General features: G+C 63.0%; 14 protein-coding genes and 1 tRNA gene. 8 read left to right on the top strand and 7 right to left on the bottom strand.

The genetic code is table 11. The features are described 5' to 3' along the window. Nucleotides 1-90: 90 nt before the first annotated feature. The 6 genes from DEHOM01_RS04035 to DEHOM01_RS04010 all read left to right on the top strand — a co-directional run bounded on the left by DEHOM01_RS04035 (nt 91) and on the right by DEHOM01_RS04010 (nt 7,933). A complete protein-coding gene (locus DEHOM01_RS04035) occupies nt 91-315 on the top strand; it encodes a DUF6199 family natural product biosynthesis protein (protein ID WP_061211611.1) in 225 nt (74 codons plus the stop codon). Between the two features lie 288 nt (nt 316-603). Further along, nucleotides 604-1,581 carry a LacI family DNA-binding transcriptional regulator gene (locus tag DEHOM01_RS04030; RefSeq protein ID WP_061211610.1) on the top strand — a complete coding sequence of 326 codons (978 nt, stop codon included), beginning with the start codon at nt 604-606 and terminating at the stop codon, nt 1,579-1,581. A gap of 37 nt (nt 1,582-1,618) precedes the next feature. Continuing rightward, a complete protein-coding gene (locus DEHOM01_RS04025; protein WP_061211609.1) occupies nt 1,619-2,923 on the top strand; it encodes an ABC transporter substrate-binding protein in 1,305 nt (434 codons plus the stop codon). Between the two features lie 34 nt (nt 2,924-2,957). Next, nucleotides 2,958-3,848 (top strand): carbohydrate ABC transporter permease, encoded by an 891-nt coding sequence (locus tag DEHOM01_RS04020; protein WP_245630648.1) that lies wholly within the window; start codon nt 2,958-2,960, stop codon nt 3,846-3,848. A 2-nt stretch (nt 3,849-3,850) separates the two neighbouring features. Beyond that, nucleotides 3,851-4,720: a carbohydrate ABC transporter permease gene (locus tag DEHOM01_RS04015; RefSeq protein WP_061211607.1), complete on the top strand. Its 870-nt coding sequence runs from the start codon at nt 3,851-3,853 to the stop codon at nt 4,718-4,720. 30 nt (nt 4,721-4,750) lie between these two features. Further along, nucleotides 4,751-7,933, top strand: a complete 3,183-nt coding sequence (locus DEHOM01_RS04010; protein ID WP_061211606.1) for a glycoside hydrolase family 2 TIM barrel-domain containing protein — start codon at nt 4,751-4,753, stop codon at nt 7,931-7,933. A gap of 58 nt (nt 7,934-7,991) precedes the next feature. Here the strand turns inward: DEHOM01_RS04010 and nrdE are convergent, their stop codons facing one another. From nrdE to DEHOM01_RS03990, 4 genes are all read right to left on the bottom strand, one after another. Next, nucleotides 7,992-10,127, bottom strand: coding sequence for a class 1b ribonucleoside-diphosphate reductase subunit alpha (gene nrdE, locus DEHOM01_RS04005; protein WP_061211605.1), 2,136 nt, complete (start codon nt 10,125-10,127; stop codon nt 7,992-7,994). A 5-nt stretch (nt 10,128-10,132) separates the two neighbouring features. After that, nucleotides 10,133-10,540, bottom strand: a complete 408-nt coding sequence (gene nrdI / locus DEHOM01_RS04000) for a class Ib ribonucleoside-diphosphate reductase assembly flavoprotein NrdI (protein ID WP_016663139.1) — start codon at nt 10,538-10,540, stop codon at nt 10,133-10,135. A gap of 26 nt (nt 10,541-10,566) precedes the next feature. Then, on the bottom strand, nt 10,567-10,824 hold the full coding sequence (gene nrdH, locus DEHOM01_RS03995; protein WP_061211604.1) for a glutaredoxin-like protein NrdH: 258 nt from the start codon (nt 10,822-10,824) through the stop codon (nt 10,567-10,569). A gap of 393 nt (nt 10,825-11,217) precedes the next feature. After that, nucleotides 11,218-12,615: a Gfo/Idh/MocA family protein gene (locus DEHOM01_RS03990; RefSeq protein WP_061211603.1), complete on the bottom strand. Its 1,398-nt coding sequence runs from the start codon at nt 12,613-12,615 to the stop codon at nt 11,218-11,220. A gap of 186 nt (nt 12,616-12,801) precedes the next feature. On the opposite strand from DEHOM01_RS03990, the gene DEHOM01_RS03985 reads away from it, so the two are divergent. After that, complete coding sequence (locus tag DEHOM01_RS03985) at nt 12,802-13,470, top strand: lysophospholipid acyltransferase family protein (protein ID WP_061211602.1); 669 nt, start codon at nt 12,802-12,804, stop codon at nt 13,468-13,470. Between the two features lie 12 nt (nt 13,471-13,482). Beyond that, complete coding sequence (locus DEHOM01_RS03980) at nt 13,483-13,875, top strand: universal stress protein (protein WP_061211601.1); 393 nt, start codon at nt 13,483-13,485, stop codon at nt 13,873-13,875. On the opposite strand, the gene DEHOM01_RS03975 is transcribed toward DEHOM01_RS03980, so the two are convergent. The 3 genes from DEHOM01_RS03975 to DEHOM01_RS03965 form a co-directional block, all read right to left on the bottom strand. Then, nucleotides 13,872-14,225, bottom strand: a complete 354-nt coding sequence (locus DEHOM01_RS03975; RefSeq protein WP_061211600.1) for a metallopeptidase family protein — start codon at nt 14,223-14,225, stop codon at nt 13,872-13,874. The genes DEHOM01_RS03980 and DEHOM01_RS03975 overlap by 4 nt on opposite strands. A 94-nt stretch (nt 14,226-14,319) precedes the next feature. Next, complete coding sequence (locus DEHOM01_RS03970; protein WP_061211599.1) at nt 14,320-15,807, bottom strand: catalase; 1,488 nt, start codon at nt 15,805-15,807, stop codon at nt 14,320-14,322. Between the two features lie 206 nt (nt 15,808-16,013). Then, nucleotides 16,014-16,086: transfer RNA gene (locus tag DEHOM01_RS03965), tRNA-Glu, on the bottom strand. Between the last annotated feature and the right edge of the window lie 62 nt (nt 16,087-16,148).

Raw genomic sequence — 16,148 nt, 5'->3', positions numbered from 1 at the left:
GGCGACTGGATGAGGGGCGCGCGACTTGCTCCCAGTGGGGCGTTTTAGGGTGAGCCGTAGATCACACCCGCGACCCCAGGGGGGCCAGAGATGTTTATCGCTTTGCTCTTTATTGTGCTCTTCATTATGGGCATCGCAGCGACCTTTTTCCCGTACCAGATGTGGGAGATTACCGAGGCTTGGCAGTACAAGGATCGCGAGGCGAACGAGCCGAGCGATTTGCGCCTCGTGCTCTGGCGGGTGGGCGGCGTCGCCATCATCATTGGAACGCTCATCATGCTTGGCTTTTATCTTCAGACCGCGGGGCCAAGTTAGAGCGCGCACCACGTCGGTCCGTGACGCGCGCGTCTGTAGTGTCGCCGCTTCCACTGGCGTGTGCCCCTGGCGGAGCCTTGCCCGTTGGCGATCGTTCGCCTGCACGCCGTGGGGCGTGCAGTGGTCTTTCTGCGTCGGTCAATAACCTCGCTTGACAGCGCTCCGGTGTCGTGCGCTACATTTACTGGGAGCGCTCCCAGTAGGCGTGACCCGCTCGGATGCAAACCGAGCGCCCACGACCCACACCCATAGATTCGGGAGCCTCACTCGATGATGAGGAGGAAAGGCGTGGCCACGATTAACGACGTCGCACGCGCCGCGGGCGTTTCCCGCAGCACGGTTTCACGAGTGCTCAACGGCCAGATCTCCTCCTCCACTGCTCGCGCCAAGGTTGAAAAGGCGATCGCCGAAACCGGCTATCGCGCCAACGCCCACGCGCGCTCGCTCGCCTCGGGCAAAAGCAACGTGTACGCGGCGATCCTCACCGAGCCCTACGGCGAGCTATTCGACGACCCGACCTTCGGGCGGATGCTCCAGGGCATCAACTCCGCGCTCGTGGGGACCGACATTGCCCTCAACCTCCTGTTTGCCACGACCGACGAAGAGCGCGAGCGCACACTGCGTCAGCTTGCCCCGAACCGGGTCGACGGCGCGCTCGTGCTCTCGCCCCACATCGACGATCCGCTGCTCGACGCCATGAGCACCGACATCCCCACGATCGTTCTCGGCCCCCTCGTTGAGGGTCGAGAGAACACGTGGACCGTGACGATCGATGACCGCCAGGGCGGCGAGCTCGGCGCGCGCCACCTGGTTGAGCGCGGCGCGCGCCGCATAGCGATCATTGCGGGCCCGGAAACGGCGCAAGGTGCCCACGATCGCGTCGAGGGCCAACTCTCGGCACTCGAAACCGCCCCGCTCGAGGTCATCCACGCACCTTATTCAACAGGCGGAGGCGCCTCGGCAACGCGCGAGCTTCTCGCACACCACCCCGACCTCGACGGAATCCTGTGTGGCTCCGACCGTCAGACCCTCGGCGTTCTCGCCGTGCTTCACGAGGCAGGGCGTGTGATCCCGGACGACGTCAAGGTCGTGGGGTTCGACAATCACGCCTTCGCGGCCGAGACCGCCCCGGCGCTGACGACCATCTCCCAGCCCATCTTCGACGTCGGTGCGACCGGGGCACGCCTACTCAATGCCCTCGGCGATGCCAAGCCCATCGAATCGCTCACGCTCCCCACGTCCCTCGTGGTGCGCGAAACGACCTAAGACCCTCACACACGAAAAATCTTCAAAGGAGAACCTCATGAACGACAGTTGGATCGATGAGATCCCCGCGTCGGTTCGCGCGATCCGCGAGGCCACCGCGAGCCGTCGTGCCGTCCTCGGTGCGGGAGCCGGCGTGAGTGCGCTCGCTCTGCTCGCAGGTTGCGGCGCGAACAACGACCCGAACACGGTCACCGTCGGATCCCACCAGAGCGATGCGATCCCGAAAAAGGCCGTGCTGGACATGCTGAATTCGTGGAAGGGCGGCAAGGTCGACATCAACACCGTCGACCACGAAACCTTTAAGGAAGGCATCAACAACTACCTCCAGGGCAACCCGGACGACGTGTTCACGTGGTTCGCGGGCTACCGCGCGCGCTTCTTCGCCGAGCGCGGCCTCGTGAGCGACCTGAGCGACGTGTGGGCGAACATCAACGGCATGCCCGAATCGATGAAGGTCGCCTCGTCCGCCGACGACGGTCGCCTCGTGTTCATTCCGTGGAACTACTACCCGTGGGCCGTGTTCTACAAGCCGAGCGTGTTCGACAAGCACGGCTGGAGCGTCCCGGAAACCTTCGACGAATGGCTCGCCCTCAATGAGGACATCAAAGCCGCGGGGCTCACGCCTATCGCGTTCAGCGATAAGGACGGCTGGGAGGCCATGGGCACATTCGACATGCTCGACCTGCGCGTCAACGGCTACGACTTCCACGTCTCACTCATGGCCGGCAAGGAATCGTGGGAGAGCGAAGAAGTGAAGAACGTGTTCGCCCGCTGGAAGGACCTGCTTCCCTACCAGCAGCCGGACCCGCTCGGGCGCACGTGGCAGGAAGCCGCACAGTCGATGCTCAAGGAAGAAACCGCGATGTACACGATGGGGATGTTCATCGACCAGCAGTGGGCCGAGAGTGACGATCCGGATGACCTCGACTTCTTCATCTTCCCCGAGTTCGATCCGGCGATCGGTGCCGACGTCGTCGAGGCCCCCATCGACGGCTGGATGATGGCGGCAAAGCCCCACAACGAAAAGAAGGCGAAGGAACTCCTCACGTACCTCGCGACGGCCGACGCCATCCAGTACAAGCTCGATGCCGACCCCTCCGTGATCTCGCCGCGAACCGACCAGGACCAGAGCAACTACTCGAAGCTCCAGAAGAAAGCCGTCGAGCTCATCACCAACGCGAGCGCGATCTCGCAGTTCCTCGATCGCGATACGCGCCCCGACTTCGCCTCGACGGTCATCAGCCCGTCGCTGCAGAACTTCCTGAAGAACCCCGACTCGATCGGCTCGATCCTTCGCGACATCGAGAAGCAGAAGAAGTCCATCTTCCCTGCCGAGTCCTGACCCCTATTTTCGACCCCAATCCAAGGAGCGAGTCGTGTCCAAAAAGATCGGACCGCTAGCCAAGCTGCACGGCTGGGACAAATTCACCGTGATCGCGATGAGCATCATCCCGCTCGTGATCGTCGGCGTTTTCGTGTGGATTCCCGCCCTGTGCACCGTGATCCTGTCCTTCAGCAACTGGGACGGCATCGGCGGCCTCAGCGACATTCATTTCGTTGGTATCCAGAACTACATCGACATGTTCACGATCTACCCGCCGTTTTGGCCGGCACTGTGGCACAACGTCGTGTGGCTCCTCGTGCTGTTTTTCATCTTCACCCCACTCGGAATGTTCCTCGCGGTGCTGCTCGATAAGGAACTGAAGCTCACGAGGTTCTACCAGACCTCCCTCTATCTGCCGGTCGTTCTTTCGGCCGCGCTCATCGGCTTCATTTGGCAGCTCATGTACAGCCGCGACCAGGGCTTCATCAACGCCGTTCTTGGCACGCAGATCGACTGGTACGGCGATCCGAACATCAACCTGTATGCCGCGATCATCGCGAACGGCTGGCGCCACGTTGGCTACATCATGCTGCTCTACTTAGCGGGCCTCAAGGGCGTTGACCCCGCCCTCAAGGAGGCGGCCGCACTCGACGGTGCAAGCCCCACCCGTACGTTCTTCCAGATCATTTTCCCCGTGTTGCGCCCCGTGAACATCCTGCTGCTCGTCATCACGTTCATCGAGGGCCTTCGCGCATTCGACATCGTGTGGATCATCAACAAGGGACGCAACGGGCTCGAACTCATCTCGACCCTCGTGACGTCGAACGTCGTGGGCGAGGCAAGCCGGATCGGCTTCGGTAGTGCGCTCGCGACGATCATGCTCATCATGAGCTCGGTCTTCATCGTGATTCAGCTGCGCATCATGCTCAAGGGAGAGGAGTAATCATGACTGCGAAGAAAAAGAACCTCACCGTCTCGAGGGCGTTCCTCAACGTCTTTCTCCTAATCGTCGCCCTCGCGTGGCTGTTCCCGCTCCTGTGGGCGCTGTTCAACTCGTTCCGCGACTACAGCTACACGAGCCAGCACGGCTATTTCAGCTTCGGCGGTTTCACGTTCGACAACTTCGTGAACGCGTGGGAGCAGGGCGGCTTCACCCAGTCGTTCCTCAACTCCCTCATCATTACGGCTCTCGCGGTACTCTTCACGCTCGTGCTCAGTTCGTGCATGGCGTTCGTGCTCGCGCGCTTCTCCTCGAAGTTCAACCTCGTGATGCTCGCGTTCTTCGTGGCCGCGAACCTGCTGCCCCCGCAGTCGCTTCTCGTGCCGGTGTACCGCATGTTCATGTGGATTCCGATCCCCGAGTCGCTCTCGGCCTCGGGTTCGCTCCTCGACACCCACCTCGGCGTCATCATCGTCAACACGGCGTTCCAGACGGGCTTTTGCACGTTCGTGCTTTCGAACTACATGAAGGCGATCCCCAAGGAAATCTACGAAGCGGCCGACGTCGACGGCGCCTCCGTGTGGTCGCAGTTCGTAACGCTCACCCTGCCGCTGTGCCGCACGCCGCTTGCCGCCCTCGCAACCCTGCAGACCGCATGGATTTACAACGAATTCTTCTGGGCTACGGTGTTGCTGCAGAAGGGCGACAAGTTCCCCGTCACGAGCTCCCTGAATAACCTCAAGGGCTCGTTCTTCACCGACTACAACCTACTCTCGGCGGGCTCGATCATCGCGGCCCTCCCCATCCTGATCCTGTTCTTCGTGCTGCAGCGTCAGTTCGTTTCAGGCCTCACGATGGGCTCGACCAAGGGCTAGCCCACCTCTCACTCGGACAAGGATGACCTCATGAGCACCCTCAACGACATCACCTCCTACTCCCCCGGCGAAGGCGCGCGAATCTCGCCGCGCAGCCACCTCACGACGACCGCTGAGGCCATGAGCCTCGCGGGCACGTGGAAGTTCGCGTACTCGCGCAGCGCCGAGGGCGCGGGAGAATCAGCTCCGACGGTGGACTTCGACGACTCGAACTGGGACGACATCACCGTGCCCTCGCACTGGGTTCTTACCGGTGGCGGCGAATACGGCGACTTCGGTAAGTATGGCGCCCCCGCGTACCAGAACGTGCAGTTCCCCTTCCCCGTGGATGCCCCGAACGTTCCCGACGACAACCCGACGGGCGACTACCGCACGCGTTTCACGCTGAACGCCGAGAAGTTCGAGGAGCTCGAGAAGGGCACGCGCGTGTACCTGCGTACCCTCGGCATCGAATCCCTCGCGATCATCAGCCTCAACGGTGAGCGAGCGGGCGTCGTGCGCGGCTCGCGCCTCACGCAGGAACTCGATGTCACGGACCTCCTCGTCGAAGGCGAGAACGTGCTGCACGTGCGCGTGCATCAGTGGTCCTCGAACACGTACCTCGAGGACCAGGACCAGTGGTGGCTGCCCGGCATCTACCGCGACGTTGAGCTCCTGTTCCGCCCGGCCGCCGGCATCGAGGACGCGTGGCTGCGCGCCGATTTCAACCCGAAGAACGGCCCCGCCGCTCCCGGGCCCGGCACGCTCATTCCTGAAATTCGTGCGGAAGAAGCCGCCTTCCCCGTCACGGTCGCGATCGACGAGCTTGGAATCTCCGAAACGTTCGAGAGCCCGGCAGCCGTCGGACCCATCCCCGTTCCCGAAGTGGAGCCGTGGAGTGCGGACGTGCCCCGCCTGTACACCGCGACCATCTCGAACACTGCCGAGACGCTCACGATCCGCACGGGCTTCAGGCGCGTCGAGATCGTGGGGCACGAGTGGCGCGTCAACGGCAAGAAGCTGCGCATTCGCGGCGTCAACCGCCACGAGTATGATCCGAAACTCGGCCGCGTGTGGGACCGCGAGAAGGCGCGCGAGGGGCTGCTGCTCATGAAGCGCCACAACGTGAACGCGATCCGCACCTCGCACTACCCGCCGCATCCCGAACTCTTCGACCTTGCCGATGAGCTGGGCTTTTGGGTCATGGACGAGTGCGATTACGAAGCGCACGGCTTCCTTGGCGAAAACTGGCGCGATGTTCCCGCGAACGATCCGCGCTGGCGGGACGCGCTTCTGGATCGCGTCGAGCGGTTCTTCGAGCGCGACAAGAACCACCCGTCGATCGTGTCGTGGTCGCTCGGCAACGAGGGCCACACGGGCGCGAACATGGCGCAGATGGCGAACTGGCTGCGCCGCCGCGACCCGGAGCGCCCCGTGCACTACGAGCAGGACTACGACGGGCAGTACACCGAACTCGTCTCGCGCATGTACCCGCCGATCGAGGCGATGCTCGACATGGCTGCCGGCCGCGGGAAGTTCGGCGGCACGATGCCGGGCCGCAACGCGGAGCTCGCGAAGCGCCCCATGATCCTGTGCGAGTACGTGCACGCGATGGGTAACGGCCCGGGCGCCATGGCCGAGTACGAGCACATCTTCGAGACGGTCCCGCAGTGGCACGGCGGATTCGTGTGGGAGTGGCGCGATCACGGCATCGCGGCGCGCACCGATGACGGAACCGAGTTCTACGGCTACGGCGGCGACTTCGGCGAGCAGGTTCACGACTCGTCGTTCGTGTGCGATGGCCTCGTGCTCTCCTCGGGTGAGGCAACTCCGGGGCTCGTGGAGTTCGGCGCAATCGTGAGCCCGATCAAGCTCGAGTTCGACCTCGCTATGGAAGGCGATACGGACCGGGCCCTCGATGCCGATTTCGACGCTGTCAACATCACCGCGGCATACGTCCAGGATCTCCGCCACGCCGGCGATCTCGAAGACTTCGTGTTCGAGGTCATCGATGAGGTCGACGGCCACGAGGTGCTGCGCCGCGAATGCCCCGTCGAGAAGGTTTCCGTAAACGGCTGGAACAGCTACGCCGGAGAGCTGACTCTTCCGCCCTTCGCCGAGGGCCACGAGGGTGAACTTTCGGGCGAAAAGTTCCGCACGATCCGCGCAGTTATGCGCGAGAGCACCGCTTGGGCCGACGCCGGCCACGAAGTGGCGTTCACGCAGGTCCCGGTTGAGGATACGACCAGGATTGTGGCGCCGTCGCGTCCGGCTGCGCTGTGCGCTACGGCAAGCGGCGAGACCGGTTCACAGGTCGATCAGGTGCAGGATTCCGACGCTTCATTCGCCCTCGGTGATGCCCACTTCGATCAGCGCACGGGCGACCTCGTGAAACTCGGCGACCTCGATCTCGCCGGCCCTCAGCTTCGCCTGTTCCGCGCCCCCACCGAGAACGACTCGCTGGGCGACTTCGGCTCATACATCCTCGCCGACCCCGCCGAGACGACCGGCTCGGGAACCCAGGCCCCGCCCACCGCGGCGCTGTGGCGTGAGATCGGCATCGATAAGCTCGAGCGCCGCGTCATTGGCGTGTGGCTCGACGAGCATGAGGTCCGCGCCGTGCACCGCTACAGCACGCCTGCCGGCCGCGCTTACGTCGATCTCGATATCACGTGGCGCCTCGAGGACGCTGCCGGTGAGGCGCAGGCTGGCGCCTCGCGCGTTCTTCGGTTGTATGCCGACGCTGCGCCTTCGGCGAACTGGGAGTACGTGTGGGGGCGCCTCGGCCTCGAGTTCACGGCGCCGCTTGGTGCCGGCGATGCCTCGTGGTTTGGTTCGGGCCCGCTCGAGAACTACGTCGATTCGTGCCGTGCCGCGCGCATTGGCCGTTTCTCGATGCCTGTCTCGGACCTGAATGTCGAGTATGCGGTTCCGCAGGAGTCGGGCTACCGCCCCGGGTTGCGCGAGCTTCAGCTGTCGGGCTTTGGGCTCACCGTGCGCGCGGATGCCGTCGGACCCCACCGTGAACGGCCTGGCTTCCAGGTGCGTGAGCATTCGATCGAGCAGATCACGAAGGCGCGCCACTCGCATGAGTTGGGCGAGGCGGAGCGCACGCATCTCATTTTCGATGTGGCGCAGCACGGCCTGGGGTCGCGCTCGTGCGGCCCGGACGTGAGGCCCGAGTACCAGCTGCGTCCGCGCTCGGGTTCCTGGTCGCTCGCGTTCGAGGTCTAAGCAGCAGGGCGCCCCGCCCACCATGACGGTGAGCGGGGCGCCTTCCGGGACTGCCCTGTTAGAGCATGCAGCTCACGCAGCCCTCAACTTCCGTGCCCTGGAGCGCCATCTGACGCAGGCGGATGTAGTAGAGGGTCTTGATGCCCTTACGCCACGCGTAGATCTGAGCCTTGTTCACGTCGCGGGTCGTCGCCGTGTCCGGGAAGAACAGCGTGAGCGAGAGGCCCTGATCAACGTGCTTGGTCGCCTCGGCGTACGTGTCGATGATCTTCTCGTAGCCGATTTCGTACGCATCCTCGTAGAACTCGAGGTTGTCGTTCGTCATGTACGGCGCCGGGTAGTAGACGCGGCCGATCTTGCCTTCCTTACGGATCTCGATCTTGGAGACGATCGGGTGGATCGAGCTCGTCGAGTGATTGATGTAGGAGATCGAACCGGTAGGCGGAACGGCCTGCAGGTACGCGTTGTACATGCCGTGCTCCTTGACCTCGGCAGCGAGGGCCTTCCAGTCGTCCTGCGTAGGCAGGTGGATGCTCGAGTTCTCGAAGATCTCGCGGACGCGCTGGGTCTTCGGCTCCCACACCTCGTTGATGTACTTCTCGAAATACTCGCCGCTCGCGTACTTCGAATCCTCGAAGCCCATGAACGTTTCGCCGCGCTCCTGAGCGATCTTGGTCGACGCCTTAATGCACTGGTACACAACCGAGTAGAAGTACATGTTCGTGAAGTCGAGGCCTTCCTCGCTTCCGTAGTGAATCGACTCGCGTGCGAGGAAGCCGTGGAGGTTCATCTGGCCAAGGCCGATCGCGTGGGAGGCCTTGTTCCCGTTCGCGATGGTCGGCACCGAGGAGATGTCGGAGGAATCCGACACCGCCGTGAGGGCGCGGATCGCCGTCTCGATCGTCTTTTCGAAGTCGGGCGAGTCCACGGCCTTCGCGATGTTGAGCGAGCCGAGGTTGCACGAGATGTCGCGGCCGAGCGTCTCATAGGAGAGGTCGGCGTTCATCGTGGACGGGGTCGAGATCTGGAGGATTTCCGAGCACAGGTTCGAGTGGGTGACCTTCGCGCCGCCGATGGGGTTGGCGCGGTTCACCGTGTCTTCGAACATGATGTACGGGTAGCCCGATTCGAACTGGATCTCGGCGAGCACCTGGAAGAAGTCGCGTGCACGGATCTTCTTCTTCGCAATGCGGTGGTCGTCCACCATTTCGCGATACTTTTCCGTCACGTTGATGTCGGCAAACGGCTTGCCGTACACACGCTCGACGTCGTACGGCGAGAACAGGTACATGGGCTCGTTGTTCTTCGCGAGCTCGAACGTGATGTCGGGGATCACCACGCCGAGGGAGAGGGTCTTGATGCGGATCTTCTCGTCGGCGTTCTCGCGCTTCGTGTCGAGGAAGCGGAGGATGTCGGGGTGGTGCGCGTGGAGGTACACGGCACCGGCACCCTGGCGTGCACCGAGCTGGTTCGCGTAGCTGAAGGAATCCTCGAGGAGCTTCATCACGGGGATGACGCCCGAGGACTGGTTCTCGATCTGCTTGATGGGTGCGCCGTGCTCGCGGAGGTTCGACAGCAGGAGGGCCACGCCGCCGCCGCGCTTGGAGAGTTGAAGCGCGGAGTTGATCGAACGACCGATCGACTCCATGTTGTCCTCGATACGCAGGAGGAAGCACGACACGAGCTCGCCGCGCTGCGCCTTGCCCGCGTTGAGGAAGGTCGGGGTCGCAGGCTGGAAACGCCCGTCGAGAACCTCGTCGACGATGCGCTCGGCGAGCGCCTGATCGCCGGCGGCGAGGGTCAGGGCGACCATGCACACGCGATCCTCGAAGCGCTCGAGGTAGCGCTTGCCGTCGAACGTCTTGAGCGTGTACGACGTGTAGTACTTAAATGCGCCAAGGAAGGTGGGGAAGCGGAACTTCTTCGCGTACGCGCGCTTGTACAGCGACTTGACGAACTCGAACGTGTACTGGTCGAGAACGTGCTTCTCGTAGTACTCCTTCTCGACGAGGTAGTCGAGCTTTTCCTTGAGCGAGTGGAAGAAGACCGTGTTCTGGTTGACGTGCTGGAGGAAGTATTCGCGGGCCGCCTCGCGGTCCTTGTCGAACTGGATCTTGCCGTCCGCGTCGTACAGGTTCAACATGGCGTTGAGCGCGTGGTAGTCCATCGCCTTGTTGTGCTCGTAGCCCGGCATCTCGGTTAGCTCTGCCAAAACCGTTCCAACCCTTCTTTGACTGTGGTGACGTCCCTTGATGTCCCAAGGAGCTCAAACTTGTAGAGGTGCGGCACGTTGCATTTGCGAGCGATGATGTCGCCGGCAATGCAGTATGCCTCGCCAAAGTTCGTGTTCCCTCCCGAGATCACGCCTTTGATGTGTGCGCGGTTGCGCTTGTCGTTGAGGAAGTGAATAACCTGCTTGGGGACCGCTCCCCCGGTATTGCCGCCACCGTAGGTGGGCACCATGAGCACGAAGTCTTCGTCAACGACGAGCGGCTCTTCGGTGCGCCGCAGCGGGATGCGCGCGACGCTTCCTTCGGGCAGCTCAAGCTTCTCGATGAATCGCTTGGTGTTTTCCGAAACAGACGAAAAGTAGACGAGCTTACTCATGGCGAAAGGTCACGACGCTTAAATGCTTAGAAGCCTGCAGCCTGGCGAATCTCGCTCGCCTGCGCGGTGAGCGCCTTGATTTTGTCGGGGCGGAAGCCCGACCAGGCATCGTTCACGGTGGTCACGACGGGCGCCTGCATGAAGCCCAGCGACTTGACGTGCGAGAGGGCCGCGGCATCCTCGGTGATGTCCACGAGCGTGTACTCGAGGCCAGCCTTGTTGAGGGCGCGCTTGGTGGCGTCGCACTGGACGCACATGGGCTTGGTGTAGACGGTGATCTCCATGAGAGGCCTTTCGAAATGCGGGGTGTTCTTCGTGTTCACGGGGGACGTGAAGCCCAACTGTGGGGCTGCGCGAACCAACGCCCTCAACACTACACCTAGTGGCAGATCGATGGGAACACCACAAGATGTACTGAATTACACGAATGTGATGTGGATGGTGTGTGGACACGCTGTGGCCTCATGTGAACGCGCGGTGAACAGCGATGGTGTTATCCACGAACCATGCACGTCGCAGGCGCGCTCGACGGTGGATGGAGTTGTGGACAACCTGTGTTCGTTGGTGAATTTCCGGGGTTTTCCACGACGAATTGGGGACGCCGATCCGCATCGACGTCCCCAAAAAAATTCTTGTGTGATTCCCGCCCTTCGGCGTGTCGCGCCGCGGCGTGTGGGCTACGCCCCGCTGGGCTCGTTCCCGCCTGCACCCTCCGCCTCGCTGGACTCCGCTTGCACGGGTGCGCTTTGCTCGGAAATCTCGACCTCGCCCTGCTCTGCACCTTTCGGCCTCACGGCCGCGAACTCGTCCTCGGCCGGTTCCGGCGCGGTTGCGATAGGCGTCTCCGTGAGCGGGTTCTCGGCGACGACGGTGCTCCCCTCGCGCGCCTCAGCCCCGTGACCGCGGCCTTCGTTGTCGTCTGCCTCGCCTTCGACCTCGGGAGCCTCGTTGATGTCGCGGCCGTCCACGAGCGCGAGCTCAGCAAGGATCGTTCGTGAAATCTCGAGATCCTCGAGTGCCTCGGAAAGACCGTAGGCGGGCGCCTTTCCCTTCGCGACAAAGGCGTAGAACGCCTCGTGAAGGCCGTAGGCGGGCGAGTGCTCGGAGAGGCGCTCGCTCTTCACAATCGCGCCGTCGGATTTCTGGGTGAACGTGAACGAGCCGCGCGTATCGAGATCCGCCACAGCGGGGATCTCGACCCGGCCCTGCCTGCGATTCGTCACGACACGAATCGCATCGTGGAACTCGGGCGCAAACGGCAGGTAGTGCCACACGAGGCGAACGTGCACGCCCTTCTCGAGCGCGCCGAGCACCTCGATCGAGCCGGGAATCACCTGCTCGGGCCAGTGGCGCACCCCGTGCAGCTCGGTCAACGGACCGTAGGTTGCGCGCATCAGGGCGAGCTGTGCGAGAACGCCCGTGAGCAATCCCTTCACGTAAATGTCGCGGTCGCGCTGATTCGCGCCGGGCCCCGCCCCCTTCTCGACGGCGTCCTTGAGGTTTTCGCGGCGCTCGATGCGCTGCTCCGACGGCAAATCGTAGGCGGCCGACGTCACGTGGTGCTTACCGTGCATCACGGAGCTCGCCGGCATGAGCGTCTCAAACTCGAGGGTACGCAGGTCGCGCGCCTGATTTTCCTCCACGAGCAACTTCACAGAGGAGTCGTACACAGCGCCGTAGGCGAGCATCACGAGGGGACGCCCGGCCATCCGCTCAAACTCGGCGATCGCCTGAAGTTCCTCGATGCCATACGCGACGGGCGGCTCGACGAGAACGGGGATGCCGCGCTTGATGATCTGGAGGATATCCTCCCCCTTCACGCCGTCGGCGCTGAACACAACCGCATCCAGCTCAACGTCCTTGCTGCGCGCAGCCGCCATCAGGTCCTTCACACTGCCGTAGCGGCGTTCCTCCTCAATGCCCCACTTTTCGGCGGCCTCGCGCAGTCGGCGCGGCGAGATATCCACGACCGCGGTGAGCTGGAAGCGATCGTGGCGGCGCTGAAGCATAGGCAGGTGCACCGCTTGCGCGCTCGTCCCGAGCCCCACAACGGCAACGTTAATCTTCGAGGGCATGAGCGAAATCCTTCCGGTCGTGGCGGGGTGCACCTTGCGAAAAGGGTTCCGACGCCTGCCGGGCAACCGTCGGACCCCCATCCATTAAACACGCGGGCCCGCATTAGGAACTGCACCTCCGAGCGATTACGCTGAGAAACATGCGCGAGGCGCATGTGCGAGAGAGCGAGCCGAAGGAGCAGGCCGGTGTTTTACGAAACCGCCCACACGTTCGTCGCCCCAATGATTAAGGCGTGGTGGCGGCCGAAGGTCACGGGACTCGAGAACGTGCCCGAGACCGGCCCCGTGATCATTGCCGCGAACCACCTCGCGAATGTGGATTCATTCCTCGTGCCGGTCGTGTTCAACCGCAAGGTGCGCTACATCATCAAAGCCGATTTTTGGCACAAAAGCGGGCTCACGGCCCGCATCAAACAGCGCTTTTTCGAGACAGTGGGCTCGATTCCCGTCGAGCGTGGAACGCTGAAGTCGGCGCAAAGTTCGCTCGAAAAAGCCCGCGAGGTACTCGACGAAGGGGAGGTCTTCGCGATTTACCCCGAGGGCACACGCTCAAAAACGGGCAAGCTCGGGCGTGGTCGCACGGGTGTCGCGTGGCTCGAAGAACACACGGGAGCGCCCATCATCCCCGTGGGGCTCGTGGGAACCGAGAAGCTTTTCGTGCCCGGAAAAACCCTCCCCCGCCCGCGTCGCGCGAAACTCGAGGTGCGCATCGGCACCCCCATCGACCTCAGCGACATCGATCGTTCCCTGCCTGAAAACCGCCGGCGCCGCGCGATCACGGACAGAGTGATGGACGAAATTCAAAAACTCAGCGGGCAAGAACGCGACACCCCACAGCCGAAGACGGAACACTGAAGGAGATCGACGGTGAGCATCCTCGTGGCCTACATCCCCACCCCCAAAGGCGAGGCAGCACTCGACGCCGCAATTGAACGCGCCGTGCAGTTTGGCACCTCCCTGCATCTCGTGAACGTCGTGCGCGACTCTGTCGAATCGGATCCTCGACATGCGAGCGCGGAACAGCTCGCGTTCGCGGTGCGGACGGCGCGCCGCGCGGGCGTGCGCGATGTCGACTCTCGCACCAGGCACATCGCCGACGGCGACGAGGTCGCCCACGCAATCATCACCGAGATTGAGAACACTGGCGCGGACACCCTCGTGCTCGGGGCCCGCTTTGGGGGAACGGACGACCCTCGCTACCTCGGCAACACCATTCAAACGGTGATCGCGGACTCCCCCGCCGACGTCCTGATCGTCTAGCCCCAGCCGAGCGCGTGCAGGCGCTCCTCCTCGATCCCGAAGAGGTGACCGACCTCGTGGAGCACGGTCACGCGGATTTGCTCCTCGAGCTCCTCGCGACTTGAAGCCATGCGCGTGAGCGGGCCGCGAAACACGATGATGCGGCCCGGCTCCATGAGACCGTCGAAATGACCGCGCTCCGTGAGCGGCATACCGTCAAACACTCCGAGCAGCTCCTCATCGCCCTCGGGTTCCTCCTCTACGAGGATCACCGTGTTCGAATCGGCGACCTGCCGCACCACCTCAAGTGGGAGGGAGTCGAGCGCGTCACCGACCGAAGATTCGAAGTCTTCACGACTCATGGCGTCCATGCCACAAGAATTCCAAAACGCCTTGGTGGAGGCAAGCGTCGGCCCCGCCCCCACCGAAGGTGGCAGGAACGGGGCCGAACTTCTGAGTCGTGCGTTACTGGACGCTACCGGGAACCTCGGCGTCGCCCGCGTTGGCCTTAACGGCCTTCTCGATGCGCTCGCCGATCTCCTGATCAACGTTCTTCCAGTATTCGAATGCGCGCGAGAGCACGGGTTCGATCACGCCGTCGAGGGCGCCCGCGACGGTGTTCACGAACTCCTCACGCTCCTCGTCGCTGAACACCTCGCGCACGAGGGTGCCGGCCTGGCCGAAGTCGTCGTCCTCGGCGTGGAGGGTGTACGCGGCGCGCACCATTTCGCCGTCGGACTCCCAGCCGTTGTCGACCGGGCCCTGCTCATCCTGGTAAGCGCGACCGAAGGAGTTCGGGGCATACACGGGAGCATCGCCCGAGTGGAAGAACTCCATCGCCCCTTCCTTCGAGTAGGTGTTGACGTCGTTCACCGGGCGGTTCACGGGCAGCTGGTTGTAGTTCGTGCCAAGGCGGTTACGCTGTGCATCCGGGTAGGAGAACACGCGGCCGAGAAGCATCTTGTCGGGCGAGAAACCGATGCCCGGAACAAGGTTCGAGGGGCTGAAGGCCGCCTGCTCGATCTGCGCGAAGTGGTTCACGGGGTTCTGGTTGAGCTCGAACTCGCCCACCTTGATGAGCGGGTAGTCCTTCTTCGACCAGGTCTTCGTGAGGTCGAACGGGTTGAAGCGGTAGGTCTTCGCGTCCTCGTACGGCATGATCTGCACCGAGACATCCCACTTCGGGAAATCACCGTTCTTGATCGCCTCGAAGAGGTCCTTGCGGTGCGCATCGGCATCCTCACCCGCAATGCGGGTCGCCTCCTCGTTCGAGAGGTACTCCACGCCCTGCTGGGTGTGGAAGTGATACTTGACCCACGACTTCTCGCCGGCCTCATTCACCCACATGTAGGTGTGCGAGCTGTAGCCGTTCATGTGACGCCAGGTCTTCGGAAGACCACGCGGACCCATGAGGTATGCGACCTGATGAGCGCTCTCAGGCGACAGGGTCCAGAAATCCCACTGCATCGTCGCGTCACGAAGACCCGAATCGGGAAGGCGCTTCTGCGAGTGAATGAAGTCGGGGAACTTCATGGGGTCACGGAGGAAGAAGATCGGCGTGTTGTTGCCAACGATGTCGTAGTTGCCCTCCTCCGTGTAGAACTTGAGCGCAAACCCGCGTACATCGCGCCACGTGTCGGGCGAGCCGAGCTCGCCGGCAACGGTCGAGAAGCGGGCGAGCATCGGGGTCTTCGCCCCCTTCTGGAAAAGCTTCGCCTTTGTGTACTGGGAAACATCCTCGGTCACGCGGAGTTCGCCGAAAGCGCCCGAGCCCTTCGCGTGGGGGCTACGCTCAGGAATACGCTCGCGATCGAAACGTGCAAGCTTCTCCACAAGGTTCACGTCGTGAAGAAGGAGGGGTCCATTCGCGCCAACGCTCAGTGAATGGGCATCGGATTCACGCACGGCACCAGCTTCGCCGCTGCTCGGAAGGTTCGGATCAAAAGTGCTCATTCGTCCTGTCCTTATCTCGTGGGGTAGGAGTAGGGGCGATCAATCGCCTCGGCGTCATCGAGGAGGGACCGCGTACCTCCACCCTAGCTGGCGCTCCTTGAGCACACTCACAAAGTTCGCGCGATGAAGGCGGGCAGACGTCGGACCCCGCGCACGTGCCGTTAAAACGAAACCGCCCACCAATTCTGGTGGGCGGTTTCATGCTGTACCCCGTACGGGATTCGAACCCGTGTTGCCGGCGTGAAAGGCAGGTGTCCTAGGCCGCTAGACGAACGGGGCGGGCGGAAATACTCTACCCATGTCGGTGCCGGAACGCCAACTGGGAGAGCCTGACGGTGACA

The sequence above is a fragment of the Dermabacter hominis NBRC 106157 genome, from assembly GCF_001570785.1.
Taxonomy (GTDB): Bacteria; Actinomycetota; Actinomycetes; order Actinomycetales; family Dermabacteraceae; genus Dermabacter; species Dermabacter hominis.
The sequence above is the reverse complement of the archived record's forward strand: the minus strand, read 5'-3'. Positions and strand labels throughout refer to the sequence as shown.